Raw genomic sequence first — 17,199 nt, 5'->3', positions numbered from 1 at the left:
TAACTTGAAAATAGAAAAACCCGATTTTTAAAAAAAATTGTGCTAAAGTTTTTTTCTATTTATCCGAATGTAGAAGTGGGGGGACAGAATAAATAAAAACAGGAGGCAGTTATGAATATTGCAAACCTTGGAAATACCATATCACCCGTTTTAAGTTTTGAGAGGATTGCCAATCTACCAAAGGAAATCTTTCAGGCACAAAGTGAACTGAATTCAAAACTAATCAAATTGAATGTACTTCAAAACGTTACAGAAAAGGAGCCTGGACAGGCAAAACAAATACTAGATATTTATGCGTAACGATTTTTCCGGCTTCTAAAAACTCGATAAGAAGCCGGATTTTTCTTGTAATTGATTTTTTTAAACTTTTCCCAACTCTTTCGTTTTTATATAAACTACAAGCTGATAGAATTATTGAACGTGTAATTTTAATAATAAGTGGCGTACCTGCAAAAAGTCGTTTTTTAAAAAAAGCAATTGTTCAAAAAGCCAATAGAATCGCCATTTTCTATCGTTGTAAAAAGCCCTGAAAGGGGTTTTTACAGTAGCGTCATAAGTAAATTTAAAAAATTCTATTGATCTTGATATACCATACTTTAAAGTGCATCTATCTAAGCAAAGTTTCTAATTGAATGGCTAAAGCTAATCCAACTTCTAAAAAATTATTTTTGGTCGAATCACCGACTAAGGCAAAAACAATTCGAGAATATTTGGGAAATGATTTTTTTGTAGAAGCAAGCTTTGGTCATGTTTTAGACCTCCCGGAAAAAAGACTTGGGATTTTAGTCTCAAAAAATTTTACTCCTGAGTTTGAAATCCCCAAAACTAAATCAAAGGTAGTGAAGCAGATTCGTGAAAAGGCAAAAGGAGTAACTGAGATATACTTGGGTGGGGACTCCGACAGAGAAGGTGAAGCTATTTGCCATGAGCTAAAAGAAATTTTGCAAAAAGAAAAAAAAGTTTTTTACAGGGTTAAGTTTAGAGAGATTAGTAAAGAGGCGATATGGAATTCTTTGGCAAATAAAGAGTCTATCAATTCTAATTTAGTGGAGTCTCAAATTGCAAGAAGGATATTAGATCGCTTGGTAGGCTATATGATTAGCCCTATCCTCTGGGAAAAAATTTCTGTTCAAGGATTGTCTGCGGGTAGGGTTCAGTCGGTTGTGCTTTCTTGGATTTGCAAAAGAGAACTAGAAATAAAAAATTTCACACCGGAAGAATATTTTACAATTGATGCTCAAGTTGAAACGAAAGATAAAATTCAATTTGATATGACTCTTAAAAAAATTTCTGGGGAAATTGCAGAAATTAAAACAAAAGATCATTTAGAAAAAATTTTAAAGGATTTTAGTTATGAACAAGATAAAAAAAATACTCGTGATGTATTTTTGAAAGTACAAGAAGTTCTTAAAAAGAAAAAAATAAAAAATCCGCCGTCTCCCTACAATACCTCTGCCTTACAACAAGATGCGTCTCAATTTTTACAATTTTCTCCAAAAAAAACTATGAAAGTAGCCCAAGAGCTATACGAAGGTTTGAATCTCGGAAAATTCGGGAAGTCGGGGCTTGTAACTTATATGAGAACAGATTCAAGGTCTGTGAGTTTAGAAGCAGAGAAAAGCCGGCAGAAGTTTATAGAAAATAAATATGGGAAAGACTATATCTCTAAAAATCCGCAAAAAAAAAGTGGGAAAGAATTTGCACACGAGGCGATTCGACCTACAGATGTATGGAAAAATCCTGAATCCATAAAAAGTTTTTTAAATATAGACCAGTTAAAATTGTACAAATTGATCTGGGAAAGATTTGTATCTTCCGGAATGAAGCCCACAGAAATCGAAAATACTACAATTTCAGCAGATTATAAAAATTATTCTTTTCAGTTCAGTTGTGACAAAGTATTGTTTCGAGGTTTTATGGAAGGCTTCTCTTTTGGTAAATTAAAGGAGTTTAAGGATTACGATAAAATTCAAGTCAGGAAAGGAGATGAACTAAAAGTAGTGGAAATTACTTCTGAAAAAAAAGAAACAAATCCTCCTGTACGTTATACGGAATCCTCAATAATCAGGAAAATGGAAAAGACTCGGATTGGAAGACCGTCCACGTACTCTACGATTTTTGAAATTTTAAAAAAAAGAAAATATATAGAAATAAAAAAGTCGTATATTTTTCCTACGGAGCTTGGGGGTGTAGTGGATGGGGTGATGGTAGAAAATTTTTCGGATTTTACAGATGAGAAATTTACCGCCGAAATGGAGAAAGATTTAGACAGGATAGAGAGTGGAGAGTTGAGTAGAGTCAAACTATTGGAAAAATTTTATTCTCCCTTTTCTCAAGCCTTATCAAAAGTGAAATCAGGCAAAAACAGTAAATTGGAAAACTTGAAAAACCCAGAATCTCTTGTCCAAAAAGAAAATCCATGTCCATTGTGTGGAGATGGAAAACTTGTACAAAACCTGACTAGAAAAAAGAGGCTCTATTACAGGTGCAGTAGATTTCCCTATTGTGAGTTTGTAAGTTATGAGAAACCTTGATTAGAATTTTACTGTTGTGTTTTTTTTTGTAGTTTTTTAATGGATGTATAGAGTCTAATAATATGAAAAACTTCCCAATCCGATCTACGAAAGAATTTACAGAAATTTTACAAAAAAATAATGAGCTCCTTTTCATTGATGAAGAAGTAGATCCCAAATTAGAGCTTGCAGAAATACAAAGAAGGGTGGTATCAAAAAAAGGCCCAGCTATTTTATTTACAAATGTAAAAGGAACTAAGTTTTCCGTAGCAACGAATTTATACGGGTCAGAAAAAAGAATTCGGATCGCTTTTGGAAATCGTCCGATTGAACTAATAAAAAAGTTAGCCGACACAGCTCAAAATATGATGCCCCCCAATTTTAGAAAAATTTGGGAAGCGAGAAGTCTTGCCTTTGAAGCATTAAAAGTTGGCTTAAAAAAAGTACACTCTCCCTTGGTTTTAGGTAAGTCTATTTTTCCTGTGGATAATTTTCAACTACCCCAATTAAAGTCATGGCCCAAAGACGGTGGAGCTTTTATCACTCTACCCCTCGTTTACACAGAAAGTCCACTGACCGGAAAATCAAACCTCGGGATGTACAGGATTCAATTCCACGACTCAAATACTACAGGTATGCATATACAAATCCACAGAGGAGGAGGGTTTCATTATTTTGAATCTGAAAAACTAAATAAGCCTCTTCCTGCACACATCTATGTAGGTGGACCTCCTGCACTGACCTTGGCTGCAATTGCACCTATGCCAGAAGATTTGAGTGAGTTAATTATCGCATCTCTACTACTCGGAGAGAGGTTAAAAATGTATAGAAATAAAAACATTAGCCCTCTACCAATTGTTGCAGATGCAGATTTTGTAATACTAGGCGAAATTCCACCAAAAGAAAGAAAACCAGAGGGGCCCTTCGGAGACCATTACGGATACTACGCTTTAAAGCATGACTATCCTATTTTAAAAGTTCGATCCATTTACCACAGAAAAGATGCAATCTGGCCTGCGACTGTAGTAGGAAGACCTCCTCAAGAAGACCATTTTATTGCAGAGTTTTTACAAGAGTTGCTATCTCCCATGTTTCCACTTGTGATGCCAAAATTAGAATCTGTCTGGGCTTTTGAAGAATCTGGAGTTCATACTCTAGCCGGTGCTATAGTAAAAGAGCGTTATCCGAAAGAGGCGTTCACTGCAGCACTTAGAATCTTAGGGGAAGGCCACCTTTCACTCACTAAGTGTTTGTTTGTTACAGATTGCAAAGTTGAGCTAAAGAATTTTAAGAAATTTTTTACTATAATTTTGGAGAGAATAAACCCGAATACGGACATTTATATCTTGAGTAATATTTCTCAAGACACACTCGACTATACGGGACCTGGTGTAAACCAAGGAAGTAAAATGATTCTTCTCGGTCTTGGAGAAAAAAAGAACTCTCTGAAAAAAAGTATAACCGGACATTTAAAGTGCTCTCTATTTTCTAATCCAAGAATTTTTATTGATGGGGCTTTGGTTATCTCCGGGAAAAAATACAAAAAGGGTGATAGGCTTCCTGAGAAACTGCTTAGTGAAAAAATTGTGCAGGGTTTTCTGTTTGTATTTCTTGTGGACGATTCAATAGATGCGGTAAGATCAGAGCATGATTTTATCTGGACTGTATTTACTCGTTTTGAGCCTGCGGGTGACCTTTACGGAAAATACAATGTGGTTAGAAATCATATTTCGTTTTCTGCACCTGTAATTTTTGATTGTAGAATGAAGGATTGGTATCCACCAGTATTAGAGCCGGACAAAAAAGTTCAAAAAAAAGTAGATGAGAAATTTGGAAAAATCATAGACAATTTATAAGTCTATGCGTAGATTTTACAGATGGCTAAGCCGGATGCTCACGATCTAATCTCTCAATTAAAAAATTCTAAGTCGGGTGATTATAGAGAAGAAGAACAAAAATCATTAGTTCAAAAATTTGACAAAGAAGAAATCAGTACAGAAGCAGAAAAAATTTATTCAGAGTTGAATCTAAAGAAAAATACCATCTTGAAAAAAGGTATTTTCTCTGCAATTTTGGGTGCGTTGTACGCATTCAAAGACAGGGAATTAGACCCCAAAAAAGCAAATCACTATATTTTGTTCAAAGAAATTTCCGAAGATATTTCTACTGCGTACCTTGAATTGGGTGAAGAAAATCTTACAAATGAAGATATTTGGCTATTTGAAACATTTGACTATGGAATTAAAAAAGTTTACTATCTTGATTGGACCTTGTACTTATCCAAGATTTGCTATTGAAAAAATGCACAATAGTTCAAAAATTATTCTAATACAATTATATCAAACGGTCTTAGTCCGACATCTATTGTAGCTTGGTTCAGTCTTCTGTTGTCATTGTTTGTGTCGTAAATCGCTACACCGGGCTTTGAAAAGTTAGATTCACCTGTGTATAATTTTCCACTTGAAGAAAGTGCTAATCCAGAGATATTTCCATAATTGGCAGGGAAGTAGGCTAATGTAGAAATTTTTTTTCCTGTAGAAGGGTTGAAACTTTGAATGTACTTATTTAGGCTCAAGTCTAAAACAAAAGCAAAACCAAGTGAGTCATTTTTTATTTTCACATCCAGTATGTCTCCTCCTGCCTCTGACTCTGAATACAAAAATTTTGGATAGAACGATTTTGTTTTTAAATTAAACCCTTCCACTCCTCCATCAATCTTACTCAAAAAACCTTGGCGATTCGGAAGAGCCATGATTAAGTGTGGGTCGCCGAATAGCTCCACTTTTTGAATTTTACTCATCGGGTTTCTGGATTGAAATGTATAGGATTGAATCACTCTATCTGTAGAAGTATCAATTTCGAGTAATTGAGAAGATGCGTTAGGCGCAAAATACCCGGATTCGTCGTTTCTGTCCAATCTTTGAACTTGAATATAGACCTTGCCTTCGTACAAATACATTTGATTCATTTCAGGGAGATTGTCCAAAATCGGTGAATTTGTTTCATTAAAACTACTTAGATCAATATGCCCGATAGGTGTGCCGCTTGACGGATTTACTATTAAAATAGAGGAGCGATTGTATCTGGAAATGTAGGCTTTCTCAGAATTGATTTTTATAAAATCCTGAGGGTTAGATCCTGATTCTGTAGAAAATTCTAACTCTGTTAAAAACCCAAGGTTTGGATTTAATACTTGAATGTTGTCTCTGTTCAATCTATTAATAACATAAACTTTCCCGTCGATGTATCTTGCTAATGCGTCTGAATGTACGTTGGAAAATCCTGTGGTGGATAAAAATACTTCAGAATTGATAACAGAAAATCTACCTGAAGCTCCATAGTCTGTGGAGATTACCCCTACTTTTTCGGAGCCTATGGAGAGTGTAGGAAAAAGTAGAGATTGCACTGGTGGTTTTTTTATATCCTGACAAAATAAAAAATTGTAAAAGGTGAGAAAAATTAAGACATTTCTATGCATCGCATCTATACTTCTCTAATACAAGATTTTTAGCAAATTCAAATTCGGTTTGTAAATATAGAAACTATTTAAGCCATAATTCAAGTATAATATTTATACAAATAGCTTAGCATTTATTTAATAAATTTTAAAATGCTTAATATTTAGGCATGTAGTCCTTTTATTGATTCTATCTTAATCTTTTTTTTAATTAAAAAGTGCATTAATTGTTTGAAAAGTGAGCATTTCCTTTATTTTGTTAAATTCTTATTTTTGGCACACATTTTGCATGAGATTGATTGAGGGTTAGGCTATGAAAAACAAATGTTACAAAAAAATAGTTTTATATTTTCCGTTTTTTCTCTTGTCTTATTCTGTTTTGGCAGAAGAAAAAGAGGAAAAAAAATGGTACGATACGGTAAACTATTCCGGTTATGTGGATGTGTATTATAAATACGCAACAAACAATAAACAAGGAAATCAGTATGACCCTTCCGGAACTTTCGATGGGTATAACAAACAAGTTACGATAAATAACGTTAAACTTGCGATAGAAAAAGTAGCTACAAAAGAAGAGCGTTGGGGTTTTCGTTTGGATCTTCAAAACGGAACAAATAACGTTTTCCAAGAAAGACCATACTCCACAACAAATAATATTTACAACATGAATATGTTGCAACAGGGCTATGTATCTATATATTTTCCTGTATTAAAAGGTCTTACAGTGGATATGGGAAAGATGGCTACTCATTTAGGCAATGAGGTGTTGGATTCTAAAGACAACATTAATTACACTATTGGGTATATATTCTTCAATACGATTCCGTTTATTCATACAGGTGCAAGAGCCACTTTGACAGTGAGCGACGATTGGTCGGCTGCGTTCTTTCTTTACAATAGCATCATGGGTACAGGATACAATAATCCTTATTCTTCGTATAGGGACCCGAGCATGACAAGAGACAATCCGAATAACGCATCCGGGAGCCCCACTATGCTTACGGATACTTCGAGGTGGAATGCGAACGATAGGCTGAGTAAAACTCCAGCTATCGGTACTCAATTGAAAGGTAATATAAAAAGAGACCGAATTAAATTGGTGTGGAATACCGGGTTTGGAAATGATTTAGATCAAGGAAGAATTTCAAATGAGGCTTACGCTATGGGTGAATATTTACAATATTCAGGAAGTAGTGCGAAACCGTCCAGACCAAATGTGCAGTTCAATAGAGACTACTGGTTTATCAATCACTCTCAATTGATCTTTACTCCAAGTGAGAAAATTTTTCTTTTATTCGATTGGACCTTTGGAGAAAAGTCCGGATCTGTTGCAGAATATTCTTACGCATACGTAAACGAAGGAAATAAGATTATTGATTTGAACAACGATGGAATAGGCGATATTTCTGTGAATAGAAGTAGCAACAAAGTAAAAAGAATCTACAACACTTACGGGGTATGGTTTAAATATACCTTCACAGAAAAATTTGCCTTAGCCATGCGTTATGAGCATATTGATGATAGTCGATATGGTGGACCGCTTGTTGTGAATGCGCCACTGTATGGGCAGATTCCTTCTGGAAGAATGGATTTGGATCCCAACTACAATAAAGTGAACTCAAAACCGGCAGGGAATCTCGGTCAAGTTAGAACCTATACAATCACTCCAACGTATATCTACAACGAGCATTTGATTGTAAAAGTAGATCTGCGACACGATAGAGGGCTTGGAGAACAGTTTGTTGATGAAAAAGGAAGACCCGCAAAATCTCAGAACTCTATAGTTCTGGGCGTTGTGGCAAAATTTTAAGGAGCACGAAGATGAATTTCAAGAAAACTTCAAATAGATTATTTTTCAGACTTGCAATCGTATTCGCATTGAGCATTGTTATAGCAAATTGTGAGAAGAGAGACTCAAACGACAGAGAAACGAAATCTACTCTTTTATCTTTAGCATTATCTGGAGGGTCGCCAAATGTAACTAACGCATGCAGGTGGGCAGTGTACGTATTAAACTCGTGTATTGCAGATGGATATGGATTTAACTACGCTACTATGTGTAACAAAGAGATTACAAAATATTTTACCGAATCGGATTACCATTCACTATCGGATTGTGCTACAAGTTTTAGAGCAGCGACTTCTTGTCATTTGAATCAAAACAAGTTCCCGAATGCTCAAAGCGCATTTAGCAACACATCTTTTGTTACAGCAGGCGTGTCCGGGACTACAAGTTTCAACTCATGCAATAAGACTGCAACAACTACAAACGATCAAACAATGAATATCATGGTGTATTAGTTGCATTTCCGGCTCAATTCTTCCGTATGAGCCGGATTTTTTTATGTTTTCACGAATATAGCAATAAAAATAAAGTGGACACAATTGAATTGAAGTTAAAGTATTTGAAGAAAACCATTTTTCAAAAAGAGGTCATCTGTGAGCAGTTCATTGAAATCAAAAGAAAGCATAGAAGAGCTAAGAAAGTTTTATGAAGAAATGCTTCTCATCCGTCGGTTTGAAGAAGCAGCGGCAAAGGCTTACAGTGAAGGCAAAATTGGCGGGTTTTGTCATCTATACATCGGGCAGGAGGCAGTAGGGGTGGGTGCAATCGCTGCTTTGGACAAAAGAGATTATATTTTTTCGACATATAGGGATCATGGTCATGCGATTGCAAGAGGTTTGAATGTAAATGCGCTTATGGCAGAGCTATTCGGTAAAAAAACGGGGGTCTCTCTCGGTAAGGGAGGGTCAATGCACTTTTTTGATAAATCTAAGCACTTTCTTGGAGGGCATGGAATTGTAGGGGGTCACATTGCACTTGCTGCCGGTGCTGCTTATGCTATTAAATATAGAAAAGAAGATGGGGTGTGTATTTGTTTTTTCGGGGAAGGGGCTGCCAATATGGGGGCTTTTCACGAGGCGTTAAATTTAGCCGCAATCTGGAAGTTACCCTTGATTTTGATTTGCGAAAATAACCACTATGCAATGGGAACTCCCGAGTATCGCTCTCTTGCCGTAAAAGATGTGTCTATTCGTGCAGTGGCTTATAATATAGCAAGGGATCATATCGAAGGAGACGAAGTAAGAAAAGTAAGAGACCACGTAAAAAATGCTGTAGATCGCGCGAGAAGGCAAGAAGGTCCTACTTTAATAGAAATTTCTACTTATAGATTTAGAGGACATTCCATGAGTGACCCGGCTAAGTACAGAACCAAGGAAGAAGTAGATATGTATAAAAAAAGAGATCCTCTACTTAGGGCAAAAGGAGATTTATTGGAAGGTGGTATTTCAGAAAAAGAATTAGATGAAATTGAATCGAGGGTAGTGTCCCAAGTACAGGAATCTGTGCGTTATGCGGAAGAGAGTGAAGAGCCACCACTCGGCTGGTTGTACAAACATGTTTATGCGGAGGATGTGTAATGGCTGTTATTTCTTATAGAGACGCTTTGAATCGTGCAATGTGCGAAGAAATGGAAAAAGACCCTAATATATTTCTAATGGGTGAAGAAGTGGGGCATTACCAAGGTGCGTATAAGGTTTCCCAGGGTATGCTTGCAAAATTTGGAGAAGAGAGGGTTATAGACACACCGATTTCTGAAAATGGGTTTGCGGGTGTGGGAGTTGGTGCTGCTATGCTTGGGCTTAGACCTATCATAGAATTTATGACTTGGAATTTTTCTCTTGTAGCTATAGACAATATAGTGAACGCAGCAGCAAAATTACTCTACATGAGTGGGGGGCAATTTCCAATTCCTATGGTTTTTCGAGGTGCAGGTGGAGTAGGCGGAAGGTTGGCTGCCCAACACTCGCAATGTTTTGAAAGTTGGTATGCTCATATTCCCGGGTTGAAAGTAGTAGCTCCATCTACTCCAAAAGATGCTTGTGGGCTTCTGAAAACTTCCATTCGAGACAACAACCCTGTAATCTTTATAGAGAGTGAAGTATTGTACGGTGTTACAGGGGAAATTCCTGATGAAGAATTTCTAATCCCGCTCGGAAAAGCAGAAATTAAAAAAGAGGGAACCGACATCACCCTTATCACTTGGTCGAGGGGTTATCTGTATGCAATTCAAGCAGCAAACGAATTAGAAAGCGAAGGAATTTATGCAGAAGTCTTAGACCTTCGCTCTATTCGACCCTTAGATGAAGATACGATTTACAAGTCTGTCAAAAAGACAAACAAGGTACTCATAGTAGAGGAAGGTTGGCCTGTAGCAGGTTATGGAGCGCATCTTGCTTACTTAATTCAAAAAAATGTTTTTGATTTTTTGGATCACCCTGTGGAAAGAATAACTCAAGAAGATGTGCCCATGCCCTATGCAGCAAATTTAGAGCAACTCTCTCTACCAACTGCGGATAAAGTAAAAGAAAAAGTCAGGAAAATTTTGGAGTAGATATGGCAAAGATTACTGAAATGACTCAACTTTCCCCAACTATGGCGGAAGGACTAATGGTAAAGTGGATTAAAAAAATCGGAGATTCTATTGAGCCGGGAGATATTTTGGCAGAGGTAGAAACAGACAAAGCAGTTATGGAGCTTGAGGCTTTTGACAGCGGAACTATTTTATCAATAATTGCAGAAGAAGGAAAAAAAGTAAAGGTCGGTCTTCCTATCGCCATAATCGGAAAATCCGGTGAAGATGTAAGTGCATTAATACAAGAGGCAAAAAAGAAATTAGAAGATGGATCTATCTCTAATCCAATCCCAGAACCCGCAAAGGCTTCTTCTAAGGCAATCGAAGAGCCTGTAAAGCCAAGTGTTCAGGTCGATCCCCCTCCTTCCTCAGTAAAGGTTTTAGAGCCACCTCCTAAGTCATTCGGAATTCCGGTTAAGGGAAAGCTAATTGCATCTCCACTTGCAAAATCCATTGCCTTAGATAAAGGACTCGACATTACGAAAGTAGAAGGAACTGGACCCGGAGGAAGAATTTTAAAGAGAGACGTGTTGGGTTTTATTTCTAATGGAAAATCTCAAAACAGAGGTCGGTTGAATTCTGCTGTAACAGAAGATGAGATCATTGAGATTTCAGGTATGCGTCAGGTGATAGCCAAAAGACTCCACGATGCAAAAAATAATATTCCCCATTTTTATCTGAACTTGGAATTTGATGCAGAGCCGGTTTTTGAGTTAAGAAAAAAAATTAATTCTGATTTGAAATCTCTTGCTGAAAAGAAAAAAGAAGAGCCTGAATCGGTTAGCATAAACGATATGATTACTAAAGCCTGCTCCATTGCACTTGTAAAAGTACCGGAAGCAAATTCTTCATGGAGAGGAGATCATATACTTAGGCATGGCAGAGTCGATATCGGAATCGCTGTATCTTTGGATGGGGGGCTCATCACTCCTTATGTGAGGGGAGCGGATAGTTTGAGTCTTCTTGAAATTCACCACGAAATTAAAGCGTTAGCCGACAAGGCTCGAAAGCGCAAATTGAAACCGGACGAATATACCGATGGAACTTTTACGATTTCTAATCTTGGGATGTTTGGGATTTCTAGTTTTTCTGCAATTATCAATGAGCCGGAAGGAGCACTTATGGCGGTAGGCTCTTTAGTAGAAAAACCTGTAGTGAAAAATGGAACAATCGTCGCAGGAAAAACTATTACTGTTACATTATCTTGTGATCACAGGGTGGTTGACGGTGCAGTAGGTGCAAAATTTTTAAGTGAATTTAAAGATTTAATAGAGCACCCGCATCAACTTTTAGTTTAAAAATCCTGTGTATTTGAATCAATTTGAAACTTTGGATTAATACTTGAAGCTCTACCTATATAAAAAAAACTAGACCTTGTAAAAATTGCATTTGTCTTAATTCCATAAATAAGATTCTTGCTTGGGTTTGGTTTATTAAAAATTGCTACACTTCCAGAAATTATTTATATCCAGAAAAATTAGTTTATTATTTTTCATTGTTCATTTTTTTCTATTTATATCGTACTGTAAAAAAGAAAGCGGACACAGCTCAGATGAGATAGTGAAATTAATTTCCGAGTCAAATGGTGCGATTATCAGAAAACAGGGGAAGGGCAGACTCCCTTCTGCAATTGTTATAGATGAAATTACAACAAAAAATCTTGGAGTAAAACTCACAGTACCGATTCGGGTAAGCGTTAGTTGTGTAGCCAATAGTCTTGGTGGAAAAGCCTACCTCTTTGAAACCCAAGAGCAGTCTGCTGTGTACACTGAATACTTGAAGAACAAGGCCGCTCTTTATGGCGCAAAAAAGTCTTACTCCAGATTAAAATATTTAGTAGAGAATCAAGCAGCACCCGGAAAAGAATTGTCTGACGCTCAAGTTCAATTGGAGCAGATGAGTGCAGCATTAGAAGAAAATAACAACCGATTGAAATTACTCGGAGTTCCAATTGAAAAATTGAATCGACTTCCTGTCGGCTGGGTGTTTGTCATTGCCGAGGTTCCAGAATCAAAAATGGATCAGATAAAACCTGGCAATCAAATCACTCTAAAATTCAGCGCATTTCCTTCAGAGACTATTAAAGCAAAAATCCAAGAAATTTCCGACGTAGTGGATACAATCAGTAGGACTACCAAGGTAAGAATATTACTTCAAAATACCAAACAACATTTAAAACCGGGGATGTATGGCAGCGGGCAAATAGAAGAAGTAAACATACCCGGGCTGGCTTTACCGAATGAAGCTCTTATATTAATCGGTGAAGACTCTTATGTATTTCGTGAAGAAGACGATGGATCTTTTTCAAGAGTAAAAGTTCAGACTGGGATTGAAGCAGATTTGTACACTCAAATTGTATCCGGTCTTGAAAAAGGGGATAGGGTCGTAGTAAGAGGAACAGGTTTATTAAAAGGAATAAGTTTCGGATACTAATAAAATATGAGCCTAATGAAATATTCTTTGAAGCAAAGGTTGCTTGTAGTTGCTGGACTTTTGTTTGTAGTGCTTGCCGGATTTTATTCTCTTACTCAGTTAAAAATTGAGGCTTATCCTGATGTAGCAGACACTGAAGTGATTGTGATTACCGAATTTCCCGGGCGTGCAGCTTCGGAGGTAGAAAGACTTGTAACTATTCCATTTGAAAGAACTCTCAACGGACTTCCAAAGGTAATCACAAGAAGGTCTCAAAGCATACTTGGACTTTCTATTGTAAGATTAACTTTTGATGAGAACGTGAATGATTATTTTGCAAGAACTTTGGTAACAGAAAAATTAAGTGAGGTGATTCTACCTGAAGGGGTTGAGCCACCGGTTCTCGGTCCACTTTCTACACCTGTAGGTGAAATTTTACGTTATGTAATTGAATCGGATGAAAAATCTTCTATAATGGATGTTCGAACTTTTCAAACTTGGGAGTTGATTCCGAGACTACTTCAATCTCCCGGTGTAGCTGATGTGATCACCTTCGGAGGGGAAATTAAGCAATACCAGATTGAGATAAATCCAATCAATCAAGATAAGTATGATGTCACATTAAAAGATATAGCTCATGCGGTTGAAGAAAATAATGCGAATACTGGTGGAAACGTTATTAGTCGCGGGAATCAAGGAATTCCTTTGCGTGCGATAGGCGCTATTGAGAATGAATCTGACATTGAAAGTGTTATTGTTACAACAAAAAAAGAAATCCCAATTTTTATCCGTGATATAGGAAAAGTAAAAATCGTACCGGCAACTCCAAAAGGAATTCTTGGATATTCCTTAAGTGACCCGGCTTTTACGCAAAGCAATGGAGTGCAAGGTTTAATCTTGATGAGGAGAGGAGAAAATCCGAGTGAGGTGATTCACAATATAAAAAGTAGATTTATTGAAATCGAAAAGCTACTCCAAGAAAAAGGAATGAAAATTCGATTTATCTATGATAGAGAAGAGCTTGTTTCTGTTACTTTAAAAACAGTGGTTAGAACGATGTTAGAGGGAATCTCTATCGTTGTGTTTATGCTGATATTTTTACTTGGAAGTGTGCGTGCTGCAATTGCAACTGCGATTACTATTCCAGTATCTCTACTTTTTGCATTTACTCTAATGCACATTACCGGGATTCCTGCAAACCTATTGTCCCTGGGTGCAATAGATTTTGGAATCATAGTGGATAGCTCTGTAGTGATTATTGAAAATATTTTTAGCCTTATCCGAAAGAATGATTTAAAGAAAAAAAAATCTGATATTGATAAGATCATAGAAACCTCATCGGGGTATGTAGAGAAGGAAGTGATTTATTCTATTGTAATAATTTTACTCGCCTATCTTCCGATTTTTTTATTTCAAAGAGTAGAAGGAAAATTATTTCGACCGATGGCTTTTACTTTGTTTTTTACTCTCCTTGGAGCTTTGATATTTTCTCTGACAGTTCTTCCCGTAATCATTGCATTCTTCTTTAGAAAGCCTATTCAGCCAAAAGAGTTTAAAATATTTGAGTGGATGAAAAGTTTATATATAAAGCATTTAGAAAAAATTCTTCTTCATCCGGGTAAGTTTTTGAGAATCGTCTCTGTTTCAGTCGGTACGATTTTAATTGTTTTTATTTTTATTTCCGGTACAGAATTTTTACCTGAATTAGATGAAGGCTCTTTAAACCTAAGGTGCATTTTGCCGTCTGGGGTTCATTTAAAAAGAACAGCAGAAATTGCAGAGGGACTTCGGACAATTGCAATGGAGTATCCTGAAGTAAAAGCAATGGTCACGCAAACCGGCAGAAATGACGACGGGACAGATCCTTTTGGCTCCAATAGAATCGAAGCACTTATCACGCTTATTCCTTATTCACAGTGGAAGACGGTTAATAAAAAATCCAAGCTGATTGAAATTCTAAAAAATAGAATGATCGCCGAATTTCCTGGAGTGAGATTTAGTTTTTCTCAACCTATTTTGGATAATGTGTCTGAAGCGGTCACCGGCTCTGCCGCAGACCTGTCTATACAGATTTCGGGAGCTGATGTAGTCGAACTTAGAAAAAAGGCAGAGGAGATTTTACATTTGATTTCTCCTTTAAAAGGAGTTGCAGGAATTGGGATAGAACAAGAAGGTCCTCAAACCGAATTAATTATTACAATGGATCGTGAAGCCGCAGCGAGAGCAGGAATAAATTTTTCTGATGTTCAAGATTTGACAGAAATGGCAATCGGAGGAAAAGAAATCAGTCGTTTGTATAAGAATAATCAAAGTTATGCAATCACAGTGCGTTATCCGGAAGAGGCAAGAGCAACAATACATTCTATCGGGAATTTACTCATTAGAAGTAAGACAAATAAAAAATACCCACTTTCTTCGATTGCAAAAATTGAATTGAAAGAATCTCCAAGTATGATAGCCAGAAAAAATGGAAGAAGAATGGTTTCTGTTTGGGTGAGTATAAAAGACAGAGATCAAGGAAGTTTTGTAGCTGAAGCGAAAAAAGTTGTATCTAAAAATATTGTATTTCCAGAAAACATGAACATAGAATGGGGAGGACAATTTGAAAATCTCACAAGAGCAGGGAAAAGACTTGTCGTGGTTGTCCCTATTACACTTCTACTTGTAATTTTTACTTTGTATAGTATGTTTAAAAATATTACCGACACTCTTTTGGTATTGTCAACGATACCGATTGCAATAGCCGGGGGTAGTATTTTTCTAATTGTAAGGTCTATGAATTTGAACGTTTCCGCAGGGGTAGGGTTTATTTCTTTATTCGGAGTTTCCATTATGAGTGGAGTGATTTATATTTCTCATTTTAGGAGTGAATGGAGAAAAAATACTCACCACCTTAACGAGTTAGTATTGCAAGTCTCTGCCGATCAATTCAGACCCAGACTACTTATGATGTCGGTTGCAATACTTGGGTTACTTCCAGCAATGTTTACTACCGCTATCGGATCTGATGTTCAACGCCCAATGGCGACTGTAATTGTCGGAGGATTAATTTTTGCACTCATATTAGGTATGTACACAATGCCGTTGTTAACTTTAAAATATTATAAAAGAACTTACAATTAATGAAAAAAATATTTAAAAGAATTCTTTTTCTTTTTGTAATCCTGAGTCATTCAGTTTTTGCAGAGAATTCAATCACGAGTATAAAACTTACGAATTTGAATGAAGCCTTGCAAATTGGTTTGAAAAACTCAAAGAGAATATTGGTCTCTAGGTATGAATTGGATAAAGCCAAAGGAGATAAAATTACTGCGTCTCTTCGTCCAAATCCGTATATCTCTCTAAATGCAGATGTTTTCCCTTACTACAAAGGCAAATTTGATCCCGAAGCCCAGCAGTATGGAATTAACCTTGGCTATCAAATTGAAACAGCCGGCAAGAGAGAAGCCCGCATGAATTTAGCCGACAAAAACATGAAAGTAACAGAGCTCTTATTTGCAGAAGCGGTAAGACAAGTTTATCTGATGATAGGTACTGTGTATTACGAGACTCTCGCTGCAAAAGAGAGACTCCTTCTTGCAGAAGATAATTATACTGCAATGAATCTAATTGCAGAAATCAATAAGAAGAGATTGTCAAAGCAAGATATTTCTAATTTAGAGTTAATTCGTTCCGAGGTTGCAAGAGATCAATACGCTACCCAAATCATTCAAAACAAAGTCAGCTACCTTCGTTCTAAGGCAGCTTTAACGGTATTGTTGGGACATGATTCTAATAAAATAGACATTCAGATCAATGAGAATTTAGCATTTCCCAATGATCCTCCTGAGATTCAGGTTGATACTGCAATTCAAAGTGCGTTACACGGAAGACCTGATTATTTGGCACTCATCGGAAATGAAGAGCTTTCTATTTCTAATATTCGTCTTCAGAAATCTCATGCAGTTCCTGATGTAGTGGTTGCGTTAGACGCTTTCAATCAACAAAATCAGAAATTTTATGGTGCTACAGTTACAGTTCCTATTCCGGTATTTTCAAGAAATCAAGGTGAAATTGCGAAAAGCATTGCAACAAAAAAACAAGCAGAAAAATCCAAAGAAGAGCTTTATTTGAATCTTACAAATGAGATTAAAATTTTAAGCGAAGAAATAAAAATACGTTATAGCGCCATAAAAAATATTAATCAAAATTCTATTATTAAGTCAACCGAGGCAATTAAGATTATGGAGCTTGCCTATAAAAGTGGTGGTGCGACACTCATTGAGTATATGGACACAAGAAGAGCGTTTAACGAGACAAGATTAATGCTGATAGATACACTTATGCAGTATGAAACTGTTCTATTTCGTTACAAATATTCTTTAGGATTTGACTTGAATCTAAATACCGAGTAAGGCTA

The 17,199-nt window shown here is 36.5% G+C and carries 13 protein-coding genes; 12 read left to right on the top strand and 1 reads right to left on the bottom strand.

The window, feature by feature from the left end:
- Positions 1–111: 111 nt before the first annotated feature.
- From HS129_09065 to HS129_09050, 4 genes are all read left to right on the top strand, one after another.
- Positions 112–300 carry a hypothetical protein gene (locus HS129_09065; protein MBE7412194.1) on the top strand — a complete coding sequence of 63 codons (189 nt, stop codon included), beginning with the start codon at positions 112–114 and terminating at the stop codon, positions 298–300.
- A 332-nt stretch (positions 301–632) separates the two neighbouring features.
- Complete coding sequence (gene topA / locus HS129_09060) at positions 633–2,534, top strand: type I DNA topoisomerase (protein ID MBE7412193.1); 1,902 nt, start codon at positions 633–635, stop codon at positions 2,532–2,534.
- 62 nt (positions 2,535–2,596) lie between these two features.
- Positions 2,597–4,369, top strand: coding sequence for a UbiD family decarboxylase (locus HS129_09055; GenBank protein MBE7412192.1), 1,773 nt, complete (start codon positions 2,597–2,599; stop codon positions 4,367–4,369).
- Positions 4,370–4,390: 21 nt separating this feature from the next.
- Positions 4,391–4,810: a hypothetical protein gene (locus HS129_09050; protein ID MBE7412191.1), complete on the top strand. Its 420-nt coding sequence runs from the start codon at positions 4,391–4,393 to the stop codon at positions 4,808–4,810.
- A gap of 23 nt (positions 4,811–4,833) precedes the next feature.
- Here the strand turns inward: HS129_09050 and HS129_09045 are convergent, their stop codons facing one another.
- The gene (locus HS129_09045; GenBank protein ID MBE7412190.1) at positions 4,834–5,991 is read right to left on the bottom strand and encodes a hypothetical protein; all 1,158 of its coding nucleotides are present in this window, start codon (positions 5,989–5,991) and stop codon (positions 4,834–4,836) included.
- 292 nt (positions 5,992–6,283) lie between these two features.
- Between HS129_09045 and HS129_09040 the strand changes: the two genes are divergently transcribed.
- The 8 genes from HS129_09040 (at position 6,284) to HS129_09005 (ending at position 17,194) form a co-directional block, all read left to right on the top strand.
- The gene (locus tag HS129_09040; GenBank protein MBE7412189.1) at positions 6,284–7,780 is read left to right on the top strand and encodes a porin; all 1,497 of its coding nucleotides are present in this window, start codon (positions 6,284–6,286) and stop codon (positions 7,778–7,780) included.
- An 11-nt stretch (positions 7,781–7,791) separates the two neighbouring features.
- Positions 7,792–8,271 (top strand): hypothetical protein, encoded by a 480-nt coding sequence (locus tag HS129_09035; GenBank protein ID MBE7412188.1) that lies wholly within the window; start codon positions 7,792–7,794, stop codon positions 8,269–8,271.
- Positions 8,272–8,409: 138 nt separating this feature from the next.
- Entirely contained in the window at positions 8,410–9,393 is a 984-nt protein-coding gene (gene pdhA, locus HS129_09030; GenBank protein MBE7412187.1) for a pyruvate dehydrogenase (acetyl-transferring) E1 component subunit alpha, read from the top strand.
- Complete coding sequence (locus tag HS129_09025) at positions 9,393–10,367, top strand: pyruvate dehydrogenase complex E1 component subunit beta (GenBank protein MBE7412186.1); 975 nt, start codon at positions 9,393–9,395, stop codon at positions 10,365–10,367. Before pdhA ends, HS129_09025 begins: the two co-directional genes overlap by 1 nt.
- A gap of 2 nt (positions 10,368–10,369) precedes the next feature.
- Complete coding sequence (locus tag HS129_09020) at positions 10,370–11,686, top strand: 2-oxo acid dehydrogenase subunit E2 (protein MBE7412185.1); 1,317 nt, start codon at positions 10,370–10,372, stop codon at positions 11,684–11,686.
- Between the two features lie 262 nt (positions 11,687–11,948).
- Positions 11,949–12,821 (top strand): efflux RND transporter periplasmic adaptor subunit, encoded by an 873-nt coding sequence (locus HS129_09015; GenBank protein ID MBE7412184.1) that lies wholly within the window; start codon positions 11,949–11,951, stop codon positions 12,819–12,821.
- Positions 12,822–12,827: 6 nt separating this feature from the next.
- On the top strand, positions 12,828–15,923 hold the full coding sequence (locus HS129_09010) for an efflux RND transporter permease subunit (protein MBE7412183.1): 3,096 nt from the start codon (positions 12,828–12,830) through the stop codon (positions 15,921–15,923).
- Positions 15,923–17,194, top strand: coding sequence for a TolC family protein (locus HS129_09005; protein ID MBE7412182.1), 1,272 nt, complete (start codon positions 15,923–15,925; stop codon positions 17,192–17,194). The genes HS129_09010 and HS129_09005 overlap by 1 nt, the downstream gene beginning before the upstream one ends.
- The last annotated feature ends 5 nt before the right edge of the window (positions 17,195–17,199 follow it).

It is taken from the genome of Leptospiraceae bacterium, assembly GCA_015075105.1.
In the GTDB taxonomy this organism is placed as follows: Bacteria; Spirochaetota; Leptospiria; order Leptospirales; family Leptospiraceae; genus JABWCC01.
This window is presented reverse-complemented; position numbering and strand designations above follow the sequence as displayed.

Excerpts from the sequence above, each read along its gene's own strand:
- HS129_09055 (MBE7412192.1), top strand. The coding sequence starts at position 2,597 with ATGAAAAACTTCCCAATCCGATCTACGAAAGAATTTACAGAAATTTTA.
- HS129_09020 (MBE7412185.1), top strand. The coding sequence starts at position 10,370 with ATGGCAAAGATTACTGAAATGACTCAACTTTCCCCAACTATGGCGGAA.
- HS129_09035 (MBE7412188.1), top strand. The coding sequence starts at position 7,792 with ATGAATTTCAAGAAAACTTCAAATAGATTATTTTTCAGACTTGCAATC.
- HS129_09025 (MBE7412186.1), top strand. The coding sequence starts at position 9,393 with ATGGCTGTTATTTCTTATAGAGACGCTTTGAATCGTGCAATGTGCGAA.
- topA (MBE7412193.1), top strand. The coding sequence starts at position 633 with ATGGCTAAAGCTAATCCAACTTCTAAAAAATTATTTTTGGTCGAATCA.
- HS129_09045 (MBE7412190.1), bottom strand. The coding sequence starts at position 5,991 with ATGCATAGAAATGTCTTAATTTTTCTCACCTTTTACAATTTTTTATTT.
- HS129_09005 (MBE7412182.1), top strand. The coding sequence starts at position 15,923 with ATGAAAAAAATATTTAAAAGAATTCTTTTTCTTTTTGTAATCCTGAGT.
- HS129_09010 (MBE7412183.1), top strand. The coding sequence starts at position 12,828 with ATGAGCCTAATGAAATATTCTTTGAAGCAAAGGTTGCTTGTAGTTGCT.
- HS129_09065 (MBE7412194.1), top strand. The coding sequence starts at position 112 with ATGAATATTGCAAACCTTGGAAATACCATATCACCCGTTTTAAGTTTT.
- HS129_09050 (MBE7412191.1), top strand. The coding sequence starts at position 4,391 with ATGGCTAAGCCGGATGCTCACGATCTAATCTCTCAATTAAAAAATTCT.
- HS129_09040 (MBE7412189.1), top strand. The coding sequence starts at position 6,284 with ATGAAAAACAAATGTTACAAAAAAATAGTTTTATATTTTCCGTTTTTT.